We start from the raw sequence: 17,994 nt of genomic DNA on the forward strand, positions 1-17,994 counted from the left end.
GCCCCCGTTGTGAGCAGCCCGTTCGATAGGGTCGGCGGCGATGCACAAGACCCTCATCGTGACCAACGACTTTCCCCCCCGGCCGGGCGGCATCCAGGCGTTCCTGCACAACATGGCGCTGCGGCTCGACCCGGAACGCCTGGTCGTCTACGCCTCCACCTGGAAGCGCGGCCGGGAGGGCGTCGAGGCCACCGCCGCCTTCGACGCCGAGCAGCCCTTCACCGTCGTACGGGACTCCACGACGATGCTGCTGCCGACGCCCGCGGCGACCCGGCGGGCCGTCGGACTGCTGCGGGAGCACGGCTGCACGTCGGTGTGGTTCGGGGCGGCGGCGCCGCTCGGGCTGATGGCACCGGCGCTGCGGAAGGCGGGTGCCGAGCGGCTGGTGGCGACGACCCACGGGCACGAGGCCGGGTGGGCGCAGCTGCCCGCCGCGCGTCAACTGCTGTGCCGGATCGGGGAGTCCACGGACACGATCACCTACCTGGGCGAGTACACGCGCTCGCGGATCGCCGCCGTGCTGACTCCGGAGGCGGCCGCGCGGATGGTGCAGCTGCCGCCGGGGGTCGACGAGAAGACCTTCCACTCCGGTTCGGGCGGCGACGAGGTGCGGGCGCGCCTCGGGCTGACCGAGCGGCCGGTGGTCGTGTGCGTCTCGCGGCTCGTACCGCGCAAGGGCCAGGACACGCTGATCCTGGCGATGCCCCGGATCCTGGCCGCCGAGCCGGAGACCGTGCTGCTGATCGTCGGCGGCGGGCCCTACGAGAAGGACCTGCGCAAGCTGGCGCACGACACGGGGGTCGCCGGCTCCGTCCGCTTCACCGGCGCGGTGCCCTGGTCCGAGCTGCCCGCGCACTACGGCGCCGGGGACGTGTTCGCGATGCCGTGCCGGACGCGCAGGGGCGGGCTGGACGTCGAGGGGCTCGGGATCGTGTACCTGGAGGCCTCCGCGACCGGGCTGCCCGTCGTCGCCGGCGACTCCGGCGGAGCCCCGGACGCGGTCCTCGACGGCGAGACAGGCTGGGTGGTGCGCGGCGGCTCCGCCGGGGAGGCCGCCGACCGGATCCTCGCCCTGCTCGGGGACGCCGAGCTGCGCCGGCGGATGGGGGAGCGGGGGCGGGAGTGGGTCGAGGAGAAGTGGCGGTGGGACCTGCTGGCGGAGAAGCTGAAGACATTGCTGTAGCGGAAGTTCGGCGGAAGTTCTGGCCGGACCGAGATAATCCGCCGATGCTGCCCCCATGACAGCAGAACTGATGCAGCGTCAGCTGACGAGACGTCAAATCTTGGGCATGGTGGCCCTTCAGACCGCCGCCGCGTCCGGTCTCACCCGCATCGGTCTCCAGACGGCCTCGGGCGCCGAACTCGCCGCCGTCGACAACGCGCCCGCCATCGTGGTCGGTTCGGGATACGGCGGTGCCGTCGCCGCCCTCCGCCTCGGCCAGGCCGGCATCCGTACCCTCGTGATCGAGATGGGCCGCGCCTGGAACACGCCCGGCCCAGACGGCAAGGTCTTCTGCACCACCAGCGCCCCGGACCAGCGGTCCATGTGGTTCCGCACCCGCACCGAGGCTCCACTGGCCACCTTCCTGTGGCTGGACGTCGTCAACAGGGACATCAGCCCCTACCCCGGCGTCCTGGACCGGGTGCGCTTCGACGCCATGTCCGTCTACGTCGGCCGGGGCGTCGGCGGCGGCTCGCTGGTCAACGGGGCGATGGCGGTGACCCCGCCGCGGTCGTACTTCGCCGAGCAGTTCCCGACCGTGGACGCGGCCGAGATGTACGGCACGTACTTCCCGCGCGCCCGCTCCATGCTCGGCGTCAACAATGTCGACCCGAGTTGGTTCGAGTCGACCGAGTGGTACCGGTTCTCCCGGATCTCCCGGAAGCACGCGGCGAACACCGGCCTGAGGACCACCTTCGTCCCCAGCGTCTACGACTTCGCGTACATGCAGCGCGAGGCGGCCGGTACGGCGACCAGGTCCGCGCTCGGCGCCGAGGTGATCTACGGCAACAACCACGGCAAGCGCAGCCTCGACAAGACATACCTCGCCTCGGCGCTCGGCACCGGGAACGTCACCATCCACACCATGGAGAAGGTGAGGGACATCAGCCGGGCGAGCGACGGGACGTACGTCCTGACCGCCGACCGGATCGACCTCACCGGCAAGGTCGTCGAGACCAAGCAGTACGGCTGCACGTACCTCTTCCTCGGCGGCGGCAGCCTCGGTACCACCGAACTCCTCGTGCGGGCACGGGAGACGGGCACGCTCCCCGCCCTGAACGCGAGCGTCGGCACGGGCTGGGGGACCAACGGGAACGTGATGCTCGGGCGGGCCAACCACCTGTGGGACACGGTCGGGGAGAACCAGTCCACCATGCCGGTCATGGGCATCGACGACTGGGCCAACCCCGCCAACCCCGTCTTCGCCGAGATCGCCCCGCTGCCGACGGGACTGGAGCACTGGGTCAGTCTCTATCTGGCGATCACCAAGAATCCGGAGCGGGCCGCGTTCTCGTACGCGAACGGCTCCATGAAGCTGGGCTGGTCCGCCGCCCAGAGCGCGGTCTCCGTCGGCATGGCCAAGAAGCTCTTCGACCGGATCAACTCGGCCAACTCCACCATCTACCGGTACGACCTCTTCGGCTCGTCCAACAAGGTCTTCGCCGACGACTTCACCTACCACCCCCTGGGCGGCTGCGTGTTGGGCAGGGCGACCGACGACTACGGCCGGGTGAAGGGGTATTCCAAGCTGTACGTCACCGACGGCTCGCTCGTGCCCGGGTCGATCGGCGTGAACCCGTTCGTGACGATCACCGCGCTCGCCGAACGGACGATGGCGCGGGTCCTCGCCGAGGACACCGCGCCATAGTCGACCGGTGCGCTACTTCTGGTAGATCGCCTCGATCTCGGTCGCGAAGTCCTTCGCCACCACGTTCCGCTTGAGCTTCAGGGACGGCGTGAGGTGGCCTGAATCCTCCGTGAACTGGGAGGGCAGAATGCGGAACTTCCGCACCGATTCCGCCTTCGACACCGCGGCGTTGCCGTCGTCGACAGCGCTCTGGATCGCCGCGAGCAGATCCGGATCCTGACACAGCGACGCCGCGGTGGAACCCTCCGGCTTGCCGTGCTCGGTGGCCCAGCGGCCCAGGAACTCCTCGTCGATGGTGACCAGCGCGCCCACGAACGGCCGCCCGTCGCCCACCACCATGCACTCCGCGACCAGCGCGTGGGCGCGGATACGGTCCTCGATCACGGCCGGAGCGACGTTCTTGCCGCCCGCGGTGACGATGATCTCCTTCTTGCGGCCGGTGATCCTCAGGTAGCCGTCCTCGTCTAGGGTGCCGATGTCACCGGTGTGGAACCAGCCGTCGGCCAGCGCCTCCTCGGTCGCGCCCGGGTTGTTCCAGTACCCCGTGAACAGGTGCTCGCCGTGCAGCAGCACCTCGCCGTCGTCCGCGATCCGGACGACCGAGCCGGGCAGCGGCTGGCCGACCGTGCCGATCTTCTGGCGGTCCCAGGGGTTGAAGGCGGTGGCCGCGCAGGACTCGGTCAGGCCGTAGCCCTCCAGGACCGTGAAGCCGATGCCGCGGAAGAAGTGGCCGAGGCGCTCGCCCAGCGGGGCGCCGCCGGAGATGGCAAACTCGCCCTTGCCGCCGAGGACCGCGCGCAGCTTGCTGTAGACCAGCTTGTCGAAGGCCTTGTGCTTGATCTTCAGGCCGATCGACGGGCCCGACGGGGTGTCCAGCGCCTTGCTGTAGGCGATCGCGGTGTCGGCCGCCTTGTCGAAGATCTTGCCCTTGCCGTCCGCCTGGGCCTTGGCACGCGCCGAGTTGTAGACCTTCTCGAAGACACGGGGGACGCCCAGGATCAGCGTCGGGCGGAACGAGGCCAGCTCGTCGGTGAGGTTCTTGATGTCCGGGACGAGGCCGAGCTTGATCGGTGCCAGCATCGGCGCGACCTGCACAAGCCGTCCGAAGACGTGCGCGAGCGGCAGGAAGAGCAGGACGGAGCACTCGCCCGTGCGGAAGAGCGGCCGCATGCGCTCCACGACGTTGCCACACTCGGCGAAGAAGCTGCGGTGGGTCAGGACGCACCCCTTGGGCCGTCCGGTGGTGCCGCTCGTGTACACGATGGTCGCCGGGTCGTCGGCCTTGGCGAGCGAGCCGCGCTCCTCCACGGCCTCGTCGGTGACGTCCTGTCCGAGACGCCCCAGCTCCTCCACGCCGCCGGCCTCGAGCTGCCAGACGTGCTTGAGAGCGGGCAGGCCGTCGCGCACCGACTCGACGGCGGCCGCGTGGTTGTCCATCTCGACGATGCAGGCGGTGGCACCCGAGTCGCTGAGGATCCACTGGACCTGCTCCGGCGAGCTGGTCTCGTACACCGGCACGGTGATCGCGCCCGCGCTCCAGATCGCGAAGTCGAGCAGCGTCCACTCGTACCGCGTCCGGGACATCAGGCCGACCCGGTCGCCCGGCTGGACACCGGAGGCGATGAGCCCCTTCGCGGCGGCGTGGACCTCGGCGAGGAAGGCGGTGGCCGTCACGTCCTGCCAGACACCGCCCACCTTGCGGGCGATGACGGCGACATCGGGGTGCTGCGCGGCGTTTCTACGGACGATGTCGGTGAGATTGCCGTCCGCAGGGACCTCGTACAAAGCCGGAAGGCTGAACTCGCGCAAGACTGCTGCTCCTCATAGGGCGCCGGCGCCACGACGTGGTGTGATGCGACGGTCGGTCCAAGGCTCGGGCAGGTGCTCAAGGGCCTCACCCCGGGCCTTGGAGACACGGTGGTTGAATTCCAGAGCACGACTGGACTGCCCGGACGTTACCCGCCGGTATGGCTTCTTCGACAGGGGGCCCGGCGAGATGTTCGCTGCGTCACACAGATTGGTGTTCCTGAGCGCACAGTAGTCCAGGCACTAACTGACTGGCCAGTAACCGCAGGTCCTGTCGCCACTGTTCACGTATGCCGCACACGCTTACGCTTGATCGTCATGGCACCCACACCAGCCCGAAACCGCAGGGCGCGCGTGCATGTGGTCAGTGACGTGCACGGCAACGCCCGTGACCTGGCCCGCGCCGGCGACGGCGCGGACGCCCTGATCTGCCTGGGTGACCTGGTCCTCTTCCTCGACTACGCCGACCACTCGCGCGGCATCTTCCCCGACCTGTTCGGCGTCGAGAACGCCGACCGGATCGTCGCGCTGCGCACCGCCCGCCGCTACGAGGAGGCACGCGAGCTCGGTGCCCGGCTGTGGGCCGGTATCGACGGCGACCGGGCCGGGCTGATCGAGCAGGCGGTGCGGGGGCAGTACGCCGAGATGTTCGCCGCGTTCCCCACACCGACGTACGCCACCTACGGCAATGTCGACATGCCGCCCCTGTGGCCGGAATACGCCGGTCCCGGCACGACCGTGCTGGACGGGGAACGGGTGGAGATCGGCGGCTGGGTGTTCGGCTTCGTCGGCGGCGGGCTCAGGACGCCGATGCGGACGCCGTACGAGATCAGCGACGAGGAGTACGCGGCGAAGATCGAGGCGGTGGGCGAGGTCGACGTGCTGTGCACGCACATCCCGCCGGAGGTGCCGGAACTCGTCTACGACACGGTCGCGCGCCGCTTCGAGCGGGGCAGCCGCGCCCTGCTGGACGCGATCCGCCGCACACGGCCCCGGTATTCGCTCTTCGGCCATGTCCACCAGCCGCTGGTGCGGCGGATGCGGATCGGGGCGACCGAATGCGTGAATGTGGGGCACTTCGCGGGGTCCGGGAAGCCGTGGGCGCTCGAATGGTGAGCGTCTGGTTCGGGTCTCGGTCCGGTCTGGGGCCGGGCTGGTTCCTGTCTGCTTCGCGTCCGGTGGGCGTCCGGTGCGCGTCTCCCGACGACTTGCTGGTGGCGCGGGCGTATGGGGGTGAAGTCGGCCGGTCGCCTGCGCGGTAGCCTTCACGCTGCACCCGCGCGCAGGTTTGCGCACGGTGACGGACTACCGGCCCGTATCTGGAGGAGCCACGGCGATGGCGGAACACACCAGCTCGAGCATCACGATCGAGGCGGCACCGGCCGACGTCATGGCGGTGATCGCCGACTTCGCCCGCTACCCGGACTGGACCGGTGAGGTGAAGGAGGCGGAGGTCCTGGCGACGGACAGCCAGGGGCGCGCCGAACAGGTCCGCCTCGTCATGGACGCCGGCGCCATCAAGGACGACCAGGTCCTCGGCTACACCTGGACGGGCGAACACGAGGTCTCCTGGACCCTGGTGAAGTCCCAGATGCTCCGCTCCCTCGACGGCTCGTACATCCTGAAGCCGGCGGGCGCGGGCGCGACGGAGGTCACCTACCAGCTGACGGTGGACGTCAAGATCCCCATGCTGGGCATGATCAAGCGCAAGGCGGAGAAGGTCATCATCGACCGGGCGCTGGCGGGACTGAAGAAGAGGGTGGAGTCGGGGAGCAAGTAGTCCACCCCGCTGCGGCGGAACCAGGGCTGAACCCCAACATCCGTTACGGTTCAGCCCCATGCGCACCATCCTGATCACGGGCCCCGGCGGCAGCGGTCGTACCACCACCGCGGCCGCCACCGCACTCACCGCCGCCCGTGAGGGCACCCGCACCCTGGTCATCAGTGCCGACCGCACCGACACGCTCGGTGCGGTCCTGGGTGACACAACGGGCCCGGTCCCCCGAGAGGTCGCACCGAACCTCACGGCTTGGCGGCCGGACGCGGTCGAAGGCTTCCGGGACGACCTGACGGCGTTCCAAGCCCGCGCAGCGTCCGTTCTCGACCTGCTCGGCGCCTCCCGCCTGGACCCCGAGGAGGTCACCCCCCTCCCCGGCGCCGAGGAACTCACCCTGCTTCGCGCGCTGCGGGACGCGACCCTCGCCGAGGCACACGACCTGCTCGTCGTGGACCTGCCCCCCACTCCCCAGGCCCTCGCCCTCCTCGCCCTCCCGGAGGAGCTGCGCCGCTACCTGCGCCGCCTGCTCCCGCCCGAACGGCAGGCCGCCCGCGCCCTGCGCCCCGTCCTCGGCCGGCTCGCCGGTGTGCCCATGCCCGCGGAGTGGCTGTACGAGACGGCCGCGCGCTGGGACCTGGAACTCGCCGCCGTCGAGGCGGTCGTCGCGGACCGGAACACCGTCGTACGGCTGGTCGCCGAGCCCACCCCGGCCGGCGCCGACGCCGTACGCGACGCCACCCTCGGCCTCGCCCTGCGCGGCCTGCGCCCGGACTTCCTGGTGGCGACCCGGGTGCTCCCCGAGGCCGAGGCCGGCAGCTGGCTCGCCGGGCCCGTCGCGCAGCAGCGCAAAACGCTGGACGAGTGGCAGGCGTCGTACGACGTCCGGACCGTCGCCCACCTAGGCCGCGACCCGCGCGGTGTCGACGACCTGGCCGGCCTGGGCGTCCCGGGCGTCAAGGCCGAGCCCGCCACGGTCGAGTGGCCCGTCGTCGACCGGCACGCCGGGGACGGCGTGCTGGTCTGGCACATCCCGCTGCCCGGCGCGATACGCGACGAGCTGGACCTGATCCGGCGCGGCGACGAACTCGTCGTCAGCGCGGGGCAGTTCCGCCGGATCGTTCCGCTGCCGTCCGCCCTGCGCCGCTGCACCGTCGACGGGGCCGCCCTGCGTGATGGCGAGCTGCGGATCCGCTTCACCCCGGACCCGCGGCAATGGCCTCGGACACGGTGAACCGGGTACGCCCGTTCGGGTAACGTCGTAGAGACGAACCGTAGTCAGGAGTCCGTCATGAGCGAAGAGCTCCCCCCGTCCGACGAATGGGGGTCCCCCCGGTCGAGCGAAGCCGAGAGTGGGGGAGAGCGCGAGGCCGTCGACGAGGTGCGGGCGACCGACGCCGACGCCTGGGCGACGGCGGTTGCCGAGGACCTCGCGGCCGAGAAGGCCCGCCGCCGTGCCGAGTACGGCCCGCCGCCGGGCTCGGCCGCCGAGGAGCTGCGCAAGCTGGTCGACACCGTCGCCGACAAGCTCTCCGGCCTGCAGTCCCCGCTGTTCGGGGCGGTCGCCGGGCCGGCCGCCCAGCAGGTGGTCAAGCAGGTCGTGCAGCAGGCCAAGGCAGCCGTCGAACCCGTCATCGAACGCAATCCGGACGTCTTCGATCATCTGGCCGCCGCCGGGAACGAACTGCTCGCCGCCTACCGCTCCGCCGTCGAGGCCCAGGAGCGACGCTGGACGACCCGCGAGACCGACCCGCGCGACCTGGACGAGGACCGCCGCGACCCGGGCGACGAGGCCGGTCCCGGCCAGCGCATCGACCTGGACTGACGCGGGGATCCCCCTCGCCGCCGCCCGGCCCGTCCTCCATACGGACGACGGGAGGCCGACGGCAGGGCCTCGGGTACGGTTGGCCGTAGCGGGGCTCGACCGAAACTGAGGGATTCATGGGACTCACCATCGGCGTCGACATCGGCGGCACGAAGATCGCGGCCGGCGTGGTCGACGAGGAAGGCAACATCCTCTCGACCTTCAAGGTGCCGACCCCCACCACACCCGAGGCCATCGTGGACGCCATCGCCTCGGCGGTGGAGGGCGCGCGCGCCGGGCACGAGATCGTCGGCGTGGGTATCGGCGCCGCCGGATACGTCAACCGGCAGCGCTCCACGGTCTACTTCGCGCCCAACATCGACTGGCGCCAGGAGCCGCTGAAGGAGAAGGTCGAGGCCCGCGTGGGCCTCCCGGTCGTCGTGGAGAACGACGCCAACGCGGCCGCGTGGGGCGAGTACAAGTTCGGCGCCGGCAAGGGCCACCGCAACGTCATCTGCATCACGCTCGGCACCGGCCTGGGCGGCGGCATCATCATCGGCAACAAGCTGCGCCGCGGCCACTTCGGAGTGGCCGCCGAGTTCGGCCACATCCGCATGGTCCCGGACGGCCTGCTGTGCGGCTGCGGCTCGCAGGGCTGCTGGGAGCAGTACGCGTCGGGGCGCGCGCTGGTGAGATACGCCCGGCAGCGCGCCAACGCCACCCCCGAGCGCGCCGAGGTGCTGCTGTCCCTCGGTGACGGCAGCCCCGACGGCATCGAGGGCAAGCACATCTCCATGGCCGCCCGCCAGGGCGACCCGGTCGCCGTCGACTCCTACCGTGAGCTCGCCCGCTGGGCAGGCGCCGGCCTCGCCGACCTCGCCTCCCTCTTCGACCCCTCCGCCTTCATCGTCGGCGGCGGCCTCTCCGACGAGGGCGACCTGGTCCTCGACCCGATCCGCAAGTCCTACAAGCGCTGGCTGGTCGGCGGCAACTGGCGCCCGGTCGCCGACGTGATCGCCGCCCAGCTGGGCAACAAGGCCGGGCTGGTGGGGGCGGCGGACCTGGCGCGGGAGCCCGACCCGATCATGTAACGGCGACTTTCGACGTACGGCAGTCTTCGCGCCCCTTTTGGGGCGCGGGACTGCAACATCATGCGGCTCCGCCGCGTGGGCGCGATCAGCCACAACAGACCCGCAGTCGACGAACGACCTTTCGGGTGCCTCCAACGCGCGGTCACGACTATCTTGACGGCATGGTGACGCCCCCGCTCCCAACCTCCCGCACGGAACCCGAAGGTTCCGCAGTCATCCGCGTCCTCAGCTACAACATCCGCTCGATGCGCGACGACACCACCGCCCTCGCCCGTGTCATCAGCGCCTGCACCCCCGACCTGGTTCTCCTGCAGGAAGCCCCCCGCTTCTTCCGCTGGCGCAAAAAGCTGGCACGGCTCGCCGCGGCGTCCGCCCAGGTGATCCTCACCGGAGGCGGCACAGCCGCGGGCCCGGCGATCCTCTGCTCGCTGCGGGCGACCGTCGAACGCACCGAGGACGTCCTGCTGCCGCTCACCCCCGGCCTGCACCGGCGCGGCTTCGCGACCGCGGTCGTACGCTTCGGCGGCGCCCGGCTCGGCGTGCTGAGCTGCCATCTCTCACTGCAGAAGGACGAGCGGTACGACCAAGCCGGCATGCTTCTCGACCGGCTCGCCGGCATGGGCGTGGAGCACGCGGTCGCGGGCGGCGACCTCAACGAACGCCCCGGCGGCCGCACCTTCGCCCGTCTCACCGAGGGCCTCCAGGACTGCTGGGCCACCGCCCCCTGGGGCAGCGAGTACACCTGGACGCGCACCGACCCTCATCAGCGCATCGACGCGATCTTCGCCACGAAGGGCATCGAGGTACTGGGCTGCGGGGTGCCTCTGGGACAGCCCGGAGTGGCGGAGAGCGACTTGAGGGCAGCCACGGACCACCTTCCGGTCCTGGCCGCCCTCAGAATTCCGGCCGGCTGAACGACGGCCTAGACGACCGCCCCGCGCCCCGGTTCGTCGTCGTCCTCGTCGTCCGTCCGCATCCGCATCACCAGCGTGGCGAAGCCGCCGAGGAAGCCGCCGATGCCGACCGTGGCCAGCCACCAGGTCATCTCCCAGCCGAGCAGCACCGCCAGCAGGAGCAGTATCGGCCCGCCGAGCACGCCCAGCCAGGCGAACTTCGCGGTGGTGTCGGCGGCGGGCAGCGGCGGCGGCTCCGGCGGTACGAAGTGGCCCTCGTCGTTCTCGTCGAAGTCCTCCTCGGTCGGCTCGGGCGCGCTGTAGTCGCGGGGGCCGACACCGGGCGCGAAGGAGACGGATCCGCCCAGCGGCTTCGCGGGCCCGTCTCCCCGGGAGTCCTTGGAGTCTTTGGAGTCCTTCGAACCCTTCGAACCCTTGGAATCCTTGGGTTCTTCGGTCTCCTCGGGCCCTTCGTCGTTCGTCTCGGACTCCAGCAGCGCCAGGTCCTCGACCGACTTGAAAGGCTTTGCGCCGGGCGGGTCCGCCGGCTCCTCGCCGTACCCCGCGACGATCGCGGCCCAGGCGGCGTCCTCGTCGAAGGGGACGTGCTGCTCGTCCGGTTCGCGGTCCTCGCGGTTCTCGCGGTCGGAGTCGTGCTCAGCCACGTGCGGCCGTCCCTTCCTTGCCGATGGCGGATGCGAGCCGGCCGATGAACGTGAGGCTCTCCTCGAAGATCCGGTCCGCGTCGTTGTCCAACGTCGCGACGTGGTAGCTCTGTTCCAGCACGATCTCAGTTACGTCCGTCGACGACACACGGCTCAGCACGCGCGCCGAGTCGGCCGCCGGCACCACGTGGTCCTGGGCGCTGCGCAGGACCAGCAGCGGCTGGGTGACCTGCGGAAGCTCGCCGTCGACCAGCCGGAAAAAGGCGCGCAGGGAGTGCGCGGCGCGCAGCGGCACCCGGTCGTACCCCAGCTCGGCGCTGCCCTCCTTGGCGATGTCGTCGGCGATGCCCTTCGTCGCGCGGACGACGTGGCGGGCCACCGGAAGGGCGTACGCGGCAAGGCCGTGCATGCGGTTCGCGGGGTTGACGACCACGATGCCGTCCACCGCGTCCCCGTGCTTGGCCGCGAGCCGCAGCGCCAGTGTGCCGCCCATCGACAGGCCCGCCACGAACACGTGCGCGCAGCGCTCCCGCAGGGCGCGCAGCTCACGGTCCACCTCCGCGTACCAGTCCTGCCAGCCGGTGAGCTGCATGTCCTCCCAGCGGGTGCCGTGCCCGGGCAGCAGCGGCAGCGACACGGTCAGACCGCGCTCGGCGAGATACTCCGCCCAGGGGCGCAGCGACTGGGGGGAGCCGGTGAAACCATGGCAGAGGAGAACACCCGTCTCCCCGCCCTCGTGGCGGAACGGCTCGGCTCCGGGCAGGACCGGCACCTTCGGTCTCCTGTTCATGAGAGGGGCGTGAGCAAAGTCCGGTGTGGTTCAAGTCCAGGCGTGGTTCAAAGTCCAGGTGTGACTCACCGTACGCGACCGCACTGACACCGACCAGGGCCGTCGGGCTCTTTGACGGTGCTCCGGGTTAAGGTCTGATCTACAGATACAGGAGGCACCCGGTTGTTGTACGGCGCGATGAAGGTGACCATCGGAGGGCCGCTGAAGGCTGCCTTCAGGCCCTGGGTGGAAGGCCTCGAGCACGTCCCGGCCGAGGGTCCCGCGATCCTGGCGAGCAACCACCTCTCCTTCTCGGACTCGTTCTTCCTGCCGGCCGTCCTCGATCGCAAGGTCACCTTCATCGCGAAGGCCGAGTACTTCACCACGCCCGGCGTGAAGGGCCGGCTGACGGCCGCCTTCTTCAAGGGCCTCGGCCAGCTCCCGGTGGACCGCTCCGGCGCCCGTGGCGCGGGCGAGGCGGCCATCAAGGCCGGCATAGAGGTGCTGGAGCGCGGTGAGCTGTTCGGCATCTATCCGGAAGGCACGCGTTCGCCCGACGGCCGGCTCTACCGCGGCAAACCGGGCGGCCTCGCGCGCGTGGCGCTCGCCACCGGCGCGCCCGTGATCCCGGTCGCCATGATCGACACGGAGAAGATCCAGCCGCCGGGGAAGGTGATGCCCAAGTTGATGCGGCCCGGCATCCGCATCGGCGAGCCGCTGGACTTCAGCCGCTACCAGGGCATGGAGCACGACCGTTTCATCCTGCGCGCGCTGACCGACGAGGTCATGTACGAGATCATGAAGCTCTCCGGCCAGGAGTACGTCGACATCTACGCGACCGCCGCCAAGCGGCAGATCGCGGAGGCGGCGAAGGCCGAGAAGGAAGCGGAGAAGGCGGCGAAGGCCGCCCTCGCGCAGGCGGAGAAGGATCAGGCGGCGAAGGAGCGCGAGTCGTAGACGTCCGGGACAGGACGGGACGGTCCGCGGTCGGGGGTGGGGGACAGCATGGCCAAGCGCGAGCGAGTGATGCGCATGTCGGTCGAGCAGCCGCTGTGGCGTGCGCTCACCGCGTATCGCGTCCTGACGATGCTGTACGCCATCGGCCTGTTCGTCACCGCCTACGACGAGTTCGCCCGCCCCTGGGTCGCCGTCGCCTACTTCGCCGTCCTCGCCGTATGGACCCTGGCCACCCTCCCCAGGGTCGCGAACGCGGCCAGCTGCACCAAGCGGTTCCTCACCGCCGACCTCACCATCGCCCTCGTCGGCATCCTGCTCACGCCCGTCGCCGACGCCCACGAGCGGGTGCAGTCGGGCGGCCCGACCCTGCCGTCGATATGGACGGCGGGCTCCGTGCTGGCCTTCGCCGTCAAGGGCGGCTGGCGCTGGGCGGCCTTCGCCTCCACGGCGGTCGCCGTCGCCAACCTGGTCGAACGCGGCGCCCCGGCCCGCGACACCGTGCACAACGTCATCCTCGTCTGGGTCGCCTCCATCGCCATCGGCTACGTCGTCGAGGTCGCCCGCGCCTCCGAGCGCACCCTCGCCCGCGCCCTGGAGATCGAGGCCGCGACCAGGGAGCGCGAGCGGCTGGCCCGGGACATCCACGACAGCGTGCTCCAGGTGCTGGCGATGGTGCAGCGGCGCGGCGCCGTCATCGGCGGCGAGGCGGCCGAGCTGGGGCGGATGGCCGGCGAGCAGGAGGTCGCCCTGCGCACCCTGGTCTCCGGCGGCCTGGTCCCCGTCTCCCGCGCCTCGGAGGACGAGGCCGAGGGCGCACTCGTACGAGTGGTGGAGGAACCCGACGACTCCGGCCCGGTCGATCTCCGCGCGCTGCTCGCCCCGTACGCCTCCGCGAAGGTCAACCTCGCCGAGCCCGGCGCTCCCGTGTCGCTGCCGCCGGCGGCCGCGCGGGAGTTGGCGGCGGCCGTAGGGGCCGCCCTGGACAACGTCCGCAAGCACGCGGGGGAGCACGCGCGCGCGTGGATCCTGGTCGAGGACGAGCCCGACGAGGTGATCGTGACCGTACGGGACGACGGGCCCGGCATCCCCGAGGGCCGGCTCACGCAGGCCGAGGGGGAGGGGCGGCTCGGCGTGGCCCTGTCGATCCGGGGCCGGCTGCGGGAGCTCGGCGGCAGCGCCGAGGTGATCTCGGTGCCGGGGCAGGGGACGGAAGTCGAACTGAAAGTACCGAAGGACGCACAGGTGGCACGGGGGAAGGCGGAGCGGCGATGAGTGAACAGCAGGGCACGATCAAGGTCATGGTGGTCGACGACCACCCCATGTGGCGCGACGCCGTCGCCCGCGACCTGAGCGAGTCCGGCTTCGAGGTGGTCGCCACCGCGGGCGACGGCGACCAGGCCGTGCGCCGCGCCAAGGCCGCCGCACCCGACGTGCTCGTGCTCGACCTCAACCTGCCCGCGAAGCCCGGCGTCCAGGTCTGCAAGGAACTCGTCGGCGCCAACCCGGCGCTGCGCGTCCTGGTCCTGTCCGCCAGCGGCGAGCACGCCGACGTACTGGAGGCGGTGAAGTCCGGCGCGACCGGCTATCTGCTGAAGTCGGCGTCGACCGAGGAACTGCTCGACGCGGTCCGCCGCACGGCCGTGGGCGACCCCGTCTTCACCCCCGGCCTGGCAGGCCTGGTCCTCGGCGAGTACCGCCGCCTCGCCTCCGAGCCCGCACCCGCGCCCGACACCGGCCAGCCCAAGGCCCCCCAGCTCACCGACCGCGAGACGGAGGTGCTGCGCCTGGTCGCCAAGGGCCTGAGCTACAAGCAGATCGCCGAACGCCTGGTCATCTCCCACCGCACGGTCCAGAACCACGTCCAGAACACCCTGGGCAAGCTCCAGTTGCACAACCGCGTGGAGCTCGTGCGGTACGCGATAGAGCGCGGGCTCGACGAGGAGTAGATCAACTCCGCAACCCGGCAACGGAATTGTCGTTCCCGCCCATCCCTGTGTGACCTGGACCACTACTAGCGTGATCCCATCAGGCAACTGCGGCGAAGGGAACACTTCCATGCGCGTCGGAGTACTGACCGGAGGCGGCGACTGCCCCGGGCTCAACGCCGTCATCCGGGCCATCGTCCGCAAGGGCGTACAGGAGTACGGCTACGAATTCGTCGGCTTCCGGGACGGCTGGCGAGGCCCCCTCGAAAACGACACGGTGCGCCTCGACATCCCCACGGTGCGCGGCATCCTGCCCCGCGGCGGCACCATCCTCGGCGCCTCGCGCACCAATCCGCTCAAACAGGAGAACGGCAGCCGGCGGATCAAGGAGAACCTCGCCAAGCAGGAGATCGAGGCGCTCATCACGATCGGCGGCGAGGACACCCTCGGTGTGGCCGCCCGCCTGTCCGACGAGTACGGCGTGCCCTGCGTCGGCGTGCCGAAGACGATCGACAACGACCTGTCCGCCACCGACTACACCTTCGGCTTCGACACCGCGGTCGGCATCGCGACGGAGGCGATCGACCGCCTGCACACCACCGCCGAGTCCCATATGCGCGTCCTCGTCGTCGAGGTGATGGGCCGGCACGCCGGCTGGATCGCCCTTCACTCCGGTCTGGCCGGCGGGGCCAACGTCATCCTCATCCCCGAGCAGCGCTTCGACGTCGAGCAGGTGTGCGGCTGGGTGACCTCCCGCTTCAAGGCGTCGTACGCGCCCATCGTCGTCGTCGCGGAGGGCGCGATGCCCAAGGACGGCGACATGGTCCTCAAGGACGGGTCGCTGGACTCCTTCGGGCATGTCCGGCTGTCCGGCGTCGGCGAGTGGCTGGCCAAGGAGATCGAGCGGCGCACCGGCAAGGAGGCCCGTACGACGGTCCTCGGACACGTCCAGCGCGGTGGCACCCCCAGCGCCTTCGACCGCTGGCTCGCCACCCGCTTCGGCCTGCACGCCATCGACTGCGTCCGCGACGGCGACTTCGGCACGATGGTCGCCCTGCGCGGCACGGACATCGTGCGCGTCCCGATCGCTCAGGCCACGGCCAAGCTGAAGACGGTGGATCCGAAGCTGTACGAGGAGGTCGGGGTCTTCTTCGGCTGAACCGGCTGAACCGGCTGAACCGGCACGCCTGGGGTATGGGCCGTACATTCGGCCCATACCACCTCGGGACGGGAGAAGTCGTGGAGAAGAACGTCCTCGACTACACGACCGGCCGCCGCTCCGGGAACGTGCTCGTGCCGCGCAGCTGACCCACCAACTCCCGCACGATCGCCGCGCCGTTCAGCGTGAGCACGGACTCCGGATGGAACTGCACGCCGGCAACTGCAGTCATTGGCGCGCCTCCGGCGCGACCTAGCCCGCGCAAGGCATGGACCTCACCCGAAGCGTTCCGGCTCACCTCCACGTCGTGCGCGGCCAGCTCCCGCGCCGCCTCGTCGTCGCAGCGCGCCACGAAGCTGTTGTAGAAGCCGACCGTCTCGGTGCGTCCGAACAGGTCGATCTCCGTCTGCGCGCCCTGGTACGGCACTTCCTTCCGTACGATCTCCAGCCCCAGCTCGGCCGCGACCAGCTCGTGCCCGAGGCAGACGCCCAGCACACCGTGCCGGTTGTCCCGGATCACCTCGGCGGTGAGGGCGCGCAGGAACCGCATCTTGGGATCGGCGGTGTCGGAGGGGTCGCCCGGGCCCGGGCCGAGCACGATCGGCCCCTCGTGCCCGAGCACCGTCTCCCGCAGCCCCGGCTCGTCGTACCGGCGAACGGTCACCTCGAGACCGCTCGACCGCAGCACGTGCGCGAGCATCGCCGTGAACGTGTCCTCCCCGTCGACGACCAGCGCGTGCCCGGTCAGCTCCGCGCCCTTTGTGGCGGGCTCCTGCATCCGCAGCCAGAACGGCGCGAGCGAGGCCCGGCGCCCGTCCAGTGCGGCGCGCACCCGGGGGTCGTCGGCCAACCGGGGGCGCCCGTGTTCCTCACGGGGCCGGGACGGCCGTACGCCCAAAGCCGCCAGCACCCCCGCCGCCTTGGCGTGTGTCTCCGCGACCTCGCCCGCCGGATCCGAGCCGCGCACCAGCGTGGCGCCGACCGGCACCCGCAGCCGCCCGTCGGCGTCGATGTCGGCGGTGCGGATGAGGATGGGGGAGTCGAGGGTCTGGGCACCGCCGCAGTCGCGTCCCAGAAGCGCCAGGGCGCCCGCGTAGTAGCCCCGCCCGCCGACCTCGTGCCGTTCGATCACCCGGCAGGCGTTCTGCACCGGCGAGCCGGTGACGGTCGCCGCGAACATGGTCTCCTTCAGCACCTCCCGGGCGTCCAGCGAGGACTTCCCGCGCAGTTCGTACTCGGTGTGCGCGAGGTGCGCCATCTCCTTCAGCCGGGGCCCGACCACGACCCCACCCATGTCGCCGACCGTGCACATCATCTTGAGTTCCTCGTCGACGACCATCGACAGCTCCTCGATCTCCTTGCCGTCGGCGAGGAAGTCGAGCAGGTGCTCCGGCGTCGGCCCTTCGGCCGGATATCGGTACGTCCCGCTGATCGGGTTCATGACGACAGTGCCGCCGGACATCCGCACGTGCACCTCGGGGCTGGCACCGACCAGGGTCCGATCGCCGGTGTGCACGACAAACGTCCAGTACGCGCCCCGCTCGCCCTCGAGGAGCCGTCGGAAGAGACCGAGGGCATCGGCGCGATCGAACCCCGGGATCTCTCCCTCGTACGTCCGCCGGATGACGAAGTTCGCGCCCTCGCCCGCCCCGATCTCCTCCCGCAGCACGCGCCCGACGATCTCCGCGTACTCCTCGTCGGCCACGTCGAAACCGCCGCCCTCGACCCGTACGTCATGAGCGGGCAGCTGGGCGAGGGCCTCGGTGAGCGGGATCTCGTAGGTCTCCTCGGGTGTCAGTACCGCGAGCGGTGTCCCGTCGTCGCGGACGTCGAAGCCGCGCTCGCGGATCTGCCGGAAGGGCACCAGCGCCAGGCCCTCGTCGGGGAGGTCGGCGAGGCGGTCGTACGTGGTGACGGGGCCGATCAGGAGCTCGACCGTGTCGCTCTTCTCGGCGGCACGGCCCGGGGTGCGGCGGCGGAGCAGCGCGAACGGGCGCGGGTCGTGCGGCAGGTCCAGCAGGTTCATGGGTCCGTGATCCTTCTCGATCTCGTCGATGGAGAGGGAACGACCCCGGACACACCGAAGGCCGCCCCTCGGGCGGCCTTCGCGAAGTCTTGCGTACGCGCAGTCAGTGGGCCGCCGGATGAGCGGTCCACCACCAGTTCTGGGTCGCAAGCGCGTACATGCGACGCACCTTACCCCATCTCACTCAGGGACCGCCGTGTCTCACCAGTCGAGCGGGATGAAAATCGGTGGACACGACCCCGTAATGTTTACCGG

The 17,994-nt window shown here is 70.8% G+C and carries 17 protein-coding genes; 12 read left to right on the top strand and 5 right to left on the bottom strand.

Translation table 11 applies throughout. The features are described from left to right. Positions 1-40 precede the first annotated feature (40 nt). A complete protein-coding gene (locus tag CLM62_RS47585) occupies positions 41-1,183 on the top strand; it encodes a glycosyltransferase family 4 protein (RefSeq protein WP_095756141.1) in 1,143 nt (380 codons plus the stop codon). Between the two features lie 106 nt (positions 1,184-1,289). Beyond that, positions 1,290-2,870 carry a GMC oxidoreductase gene (locus CLM62_RS47590; RefSeq protein WP_095756142.1) on the top strand — a complete coding sequence of 527 codons (1,581 nt, stop codon included), beginning with the start codon at positions 1,290-1,292 and terminating at the stop codon, positions 2,868-2,870. A gap of 12 nt (positions 2,871-2,882) precedes the next feature. On the opposite strand, the gene CLM62_RS47595 is transcribed toward CLM62_RS47590, so the two are convergent. Next, a complete protein-coding gene (locus tag CLM62_RS47595; RefSeq protein ID WP_095756143.1) occupies positions 2,883-4,679 on the bottom strand; it encodes a long-chain fatty acid--CoA ligase in 1,797 nt (598 codons plus the stop codon). Between the two features lie 357 nt (positions 4,680-5,036). On the opposite strand from CLM62_RS47595, the gene CLM62_RS47600 reads away from it, so the two are divergent. From CLM62_RS47600 to CLM62_RS47625, 6 genes are all read left to right on the top strand, one after another. Continuing rightward, positions 5,037-5,792, top strand: a complete 756-nt coding sequence (locus tag CLM62_RS47600) for a metallophosphoesterase (protein ID WP_179382540.1) — start codon at positions 5,037-5,039, stop codon at positions 5,790-5,792. A 220-nt stretch (positions 5,793-6,012) separates the two neighbouring features. Further along, a complete protein-coding gene (locus tag CLM62_RS47605; RefSeq protein WP_095756145.1) occupies positions 6,013-6,456 on the top strand; it encodes an SRPBCC family protein in 444 nt (147 codons plus the stop codon). A gap of 58 nt (positions 6,457-6,514) precedes the next feature. Then, positions 6,515-7,684 carry an ArsA family ATPase gene (locus CLM62_RS47610; RefSeq protein ID WP_095756146.1) on the top strand — a complete coding sequence of 390 codons (1,170 nt, stop codon included), beginning with the start codon at positions 6,515-6,517 and terminating at the stop codon, positions 7,682-7,684. 57 nt (positions 7,685-7,741) lie between these two features. Continuing rightward, entirely contained in the window at positions 7,742-8,275 is a 534-nt protein-coding gene (locus CLM62_RS47615; protein ID WP_095756147.1) for a DUF5304 domain-containing protein, read from the top strand. A 116-nt stretch (positions 8,276-8,391) separates the two neighbouring features. Continuing rightward, a complete protein-coding gene (locus CLM62_RS47620; RefSeq protein ID WP_095756148.1) occupies positions 8,392-9,345 on the top strand; it encodes an ROK family glucokinase in 954 nt (317 codons plus the stop codon). A gap of 161 nt (positions 9,346-9,506) precedes the next feature. Beyond that, the gene (locus CLM62_RS47625; RefSeq protein ID WP_095756149.1) at positions 9,507-10,259 is read left to right on the top strand and encodes an endonuclease/exonuclease/phosphatase family protein; all 753 of its coding nucleotides are present in this window, start codon (positions 9,507-9,509) and stop codon (positions 10,257-10,259) included. Positions 10,260-10,267: 8 nt separating this feature from the next. Here CLM62_RS47625 and CLM62_RS47630 read toward each other — a convergent pair whose 3' ends face one another. Together CLM62_RS47630 and CLM62_RS47635 are read right to left on the bottom strand one after the other, a co-directional pair. Further along, entirely contained in the window at positions 10,268-10,903 is a 636-nt protein-coding gene (locus tag CLM62_RS47630) for a hypothetical protein (protein ID WP_095756150.1), read from the bottom strand. Then, positions 10,896-11,675, bottom strand: a complete 780-nt coding sequence (locus CLM62_RS47635) for a carboxylesterase (RefSeq protein WP_095756151.1) — start codon at positions 11,673-11,675, stop codon at positions 10,896-10,898. Before CLM62_RS47635 ends, CLM62_RS47630 begins: the two co-directional genes overlap by 8 nt. A 195-nt stretch (positions 11,676-11,870) precedes the next feature. Between CLM62_RS47635 and CLM62_RS47640 the strand changes: the two genes are divergently transcribed. From CLM62_RS47640 to CLM62_RS47655, 4 genes are all read left to right on the top strand, one after another. Continuing rightward, positions 11,871-12,629, top strand: coding sequence for a 1-acyl-sn-glycerol-3-phosphate acyltransferase (locus CLM62_RS47640; RefSeq protein ID WP_095756152.1), 759 nt, complete (start codon positions 11,871-11,873; stop codon positions 12,627-12,629). A gap of 48 nt (positions 12,630-12,677) precedes the next feature. Beyond that, positions 12,678-13,901 carry a MacS family sensor histidine kinase gene (gene macS / locus CLM62_RS47645; RefSeq protein WP_095756153.1) on the top strand — a complete coding sequence of 408 codons (1,224 nt, stop codon included), beginning with the start codon at positions 12,678-12,680 and terminating at the stop codon, positions 13,899-13,901. Then, on the top strand, positions 13,898-14,575 hold the full coding sequence (locus CLM62_RS47650; protein ID WP_095756154.1) for a response regulator transcription factor: 678 nt from the start codon (positions 13,898-13,900) through the stop codon (positions 14,573-14,575). The genes macS and CLM62_RS47650 overlap by 4 nt, the downstream gene beginning before the upstream one ends. A 109-nt stretch (positions 14,576-14,684) precedes the next feature. Then, complete coding sequence (locus CLM62_RS47655; protein WP_095756155.1) at positions 14,685-15,713, top strand: 6-phosphofructokinase; 1,029 nt, start codon at positions 14,685-14,687, stop codon at positions 15,711-15,713. 100 nt (positions 15,714-15,813) lie between these two features. Here the strand turns inward: CLM62_RS47655 and CLM62_RS47660 are convergent, their stop codons facing one another. Next, positions 15,814-17,739: an anthranilate synthase family protein gene (locus CLM62_RS47660; protein WP_095756156.1), complete on the bottom strand. Its 1,926-nt coding sequence runs from the start codon at positions 17,737-17,739 to the stop codon at positions 15,814-15,816. A gap of 103 nt (positions 17,740-17,842) precedes the next feature. Then, entirely contained in the window at positions 17,843-17,899 is a 57-nt protein-coding gene (locus tag CLM62_RS53405) for a trp operon leader peptide (protein ID WP_143659305.1), read from the bottom strand. Positions 17,900-17,994: the final 95 nt, after the last annotated feature.

The organism is Streptomyces sp. SA15, assembly GCF_002291145.1.
Classification (GTDB): Bacteria; Actinomycetota; Actinomycetes; order Streptomycetales; family Streptomycetaceae; genus Streptomyces.

Bases quoted from the DNA above. Each gene is read 5' to 3' on its own strand.
- CLM62_RS47585 (WP_095756141.1), top strand. From the start codon at position 41: ATGCACAAGACCCTCATCGTGACCAACGACTTTCCCCCCCGGCCGGGC.
- CLM62_RS47590 (WP_095756142.1), top strand. From the start codon at position 1,290: ATGGTGGCCCTTCAGACCGCCGCCGCGTCCGGTCTCACCCGCATCGGT.
- CLM62_RS47605 (WP_095756145.1), top strand. From the start codon at position 6,013: ATGGCGGAACACACCAGCTCGAGCATCACGATCGAGGCGGCACCGGCC.
- CLM62_RS47610 (WP_095756146.1), top strand. From the start codon at position 6,515: ATGCGCACCATCCTGATCACGGGCCCCGGCGGCAGCGGTCGTACCACC.
- CLM62_RS47615 (WP_095756147.1), top strand. From the start codon at position 7,742: ATGAGCGAAGAGCTCCCCCCGTCCGACGAATGGGGGTCCCCCCGGTCG.
- CLM62_RS47620 (WP_095756148.1), top strand. From the start codon at position 8,392: ATGGGACTCACCATCGGCGTCGACATCGGCGGCACGAAGATCGCGGCC.
- CLM62_RS47625 (WP_095756149.1), top strand. From the start codon at position 9,507: ATGGTGACGCCCCCGCTCCCAACCTCCCGCACGGAACCCGAAGGTTCC.
- CLM62_RS47640 (WP_095756152.1), top strand. From the start codon at position 11,871: ATGAAGGTGACCATCGGAGGGCCGCTGAAGGCTGCCTTCAGGCCCTGG.
- macS (WP_095756153.1), top strand. From the start codon at position 12,678: ATGGCCAAGCGCGAGCGAGTGATGCGCATGTCGGTCGAGCAGCCGCTG.
- CLM62_RS47650 (WP_095756154.1), top strand. From the start codon at position 13,898: ATGAGTGAACAGCAGGGCACGATCAAGGTCATGGTGGTCGACGACCAC.
- CLM62_RS47655 (WP_095756155.1), top strand. From the start codon at position 14,685: ATGCGCGTCGGAGTACTGACCGGAGGCGGCGACTGCCCCGGGCTCAAC.
- CLM62_RS47660 (WP_095756156.1), bottom strand. From the start codon at position 17,739: ATGAACCTGCTGGACCTGCCGCACGACCCGCGCCCGTTCGCGCTGCTC.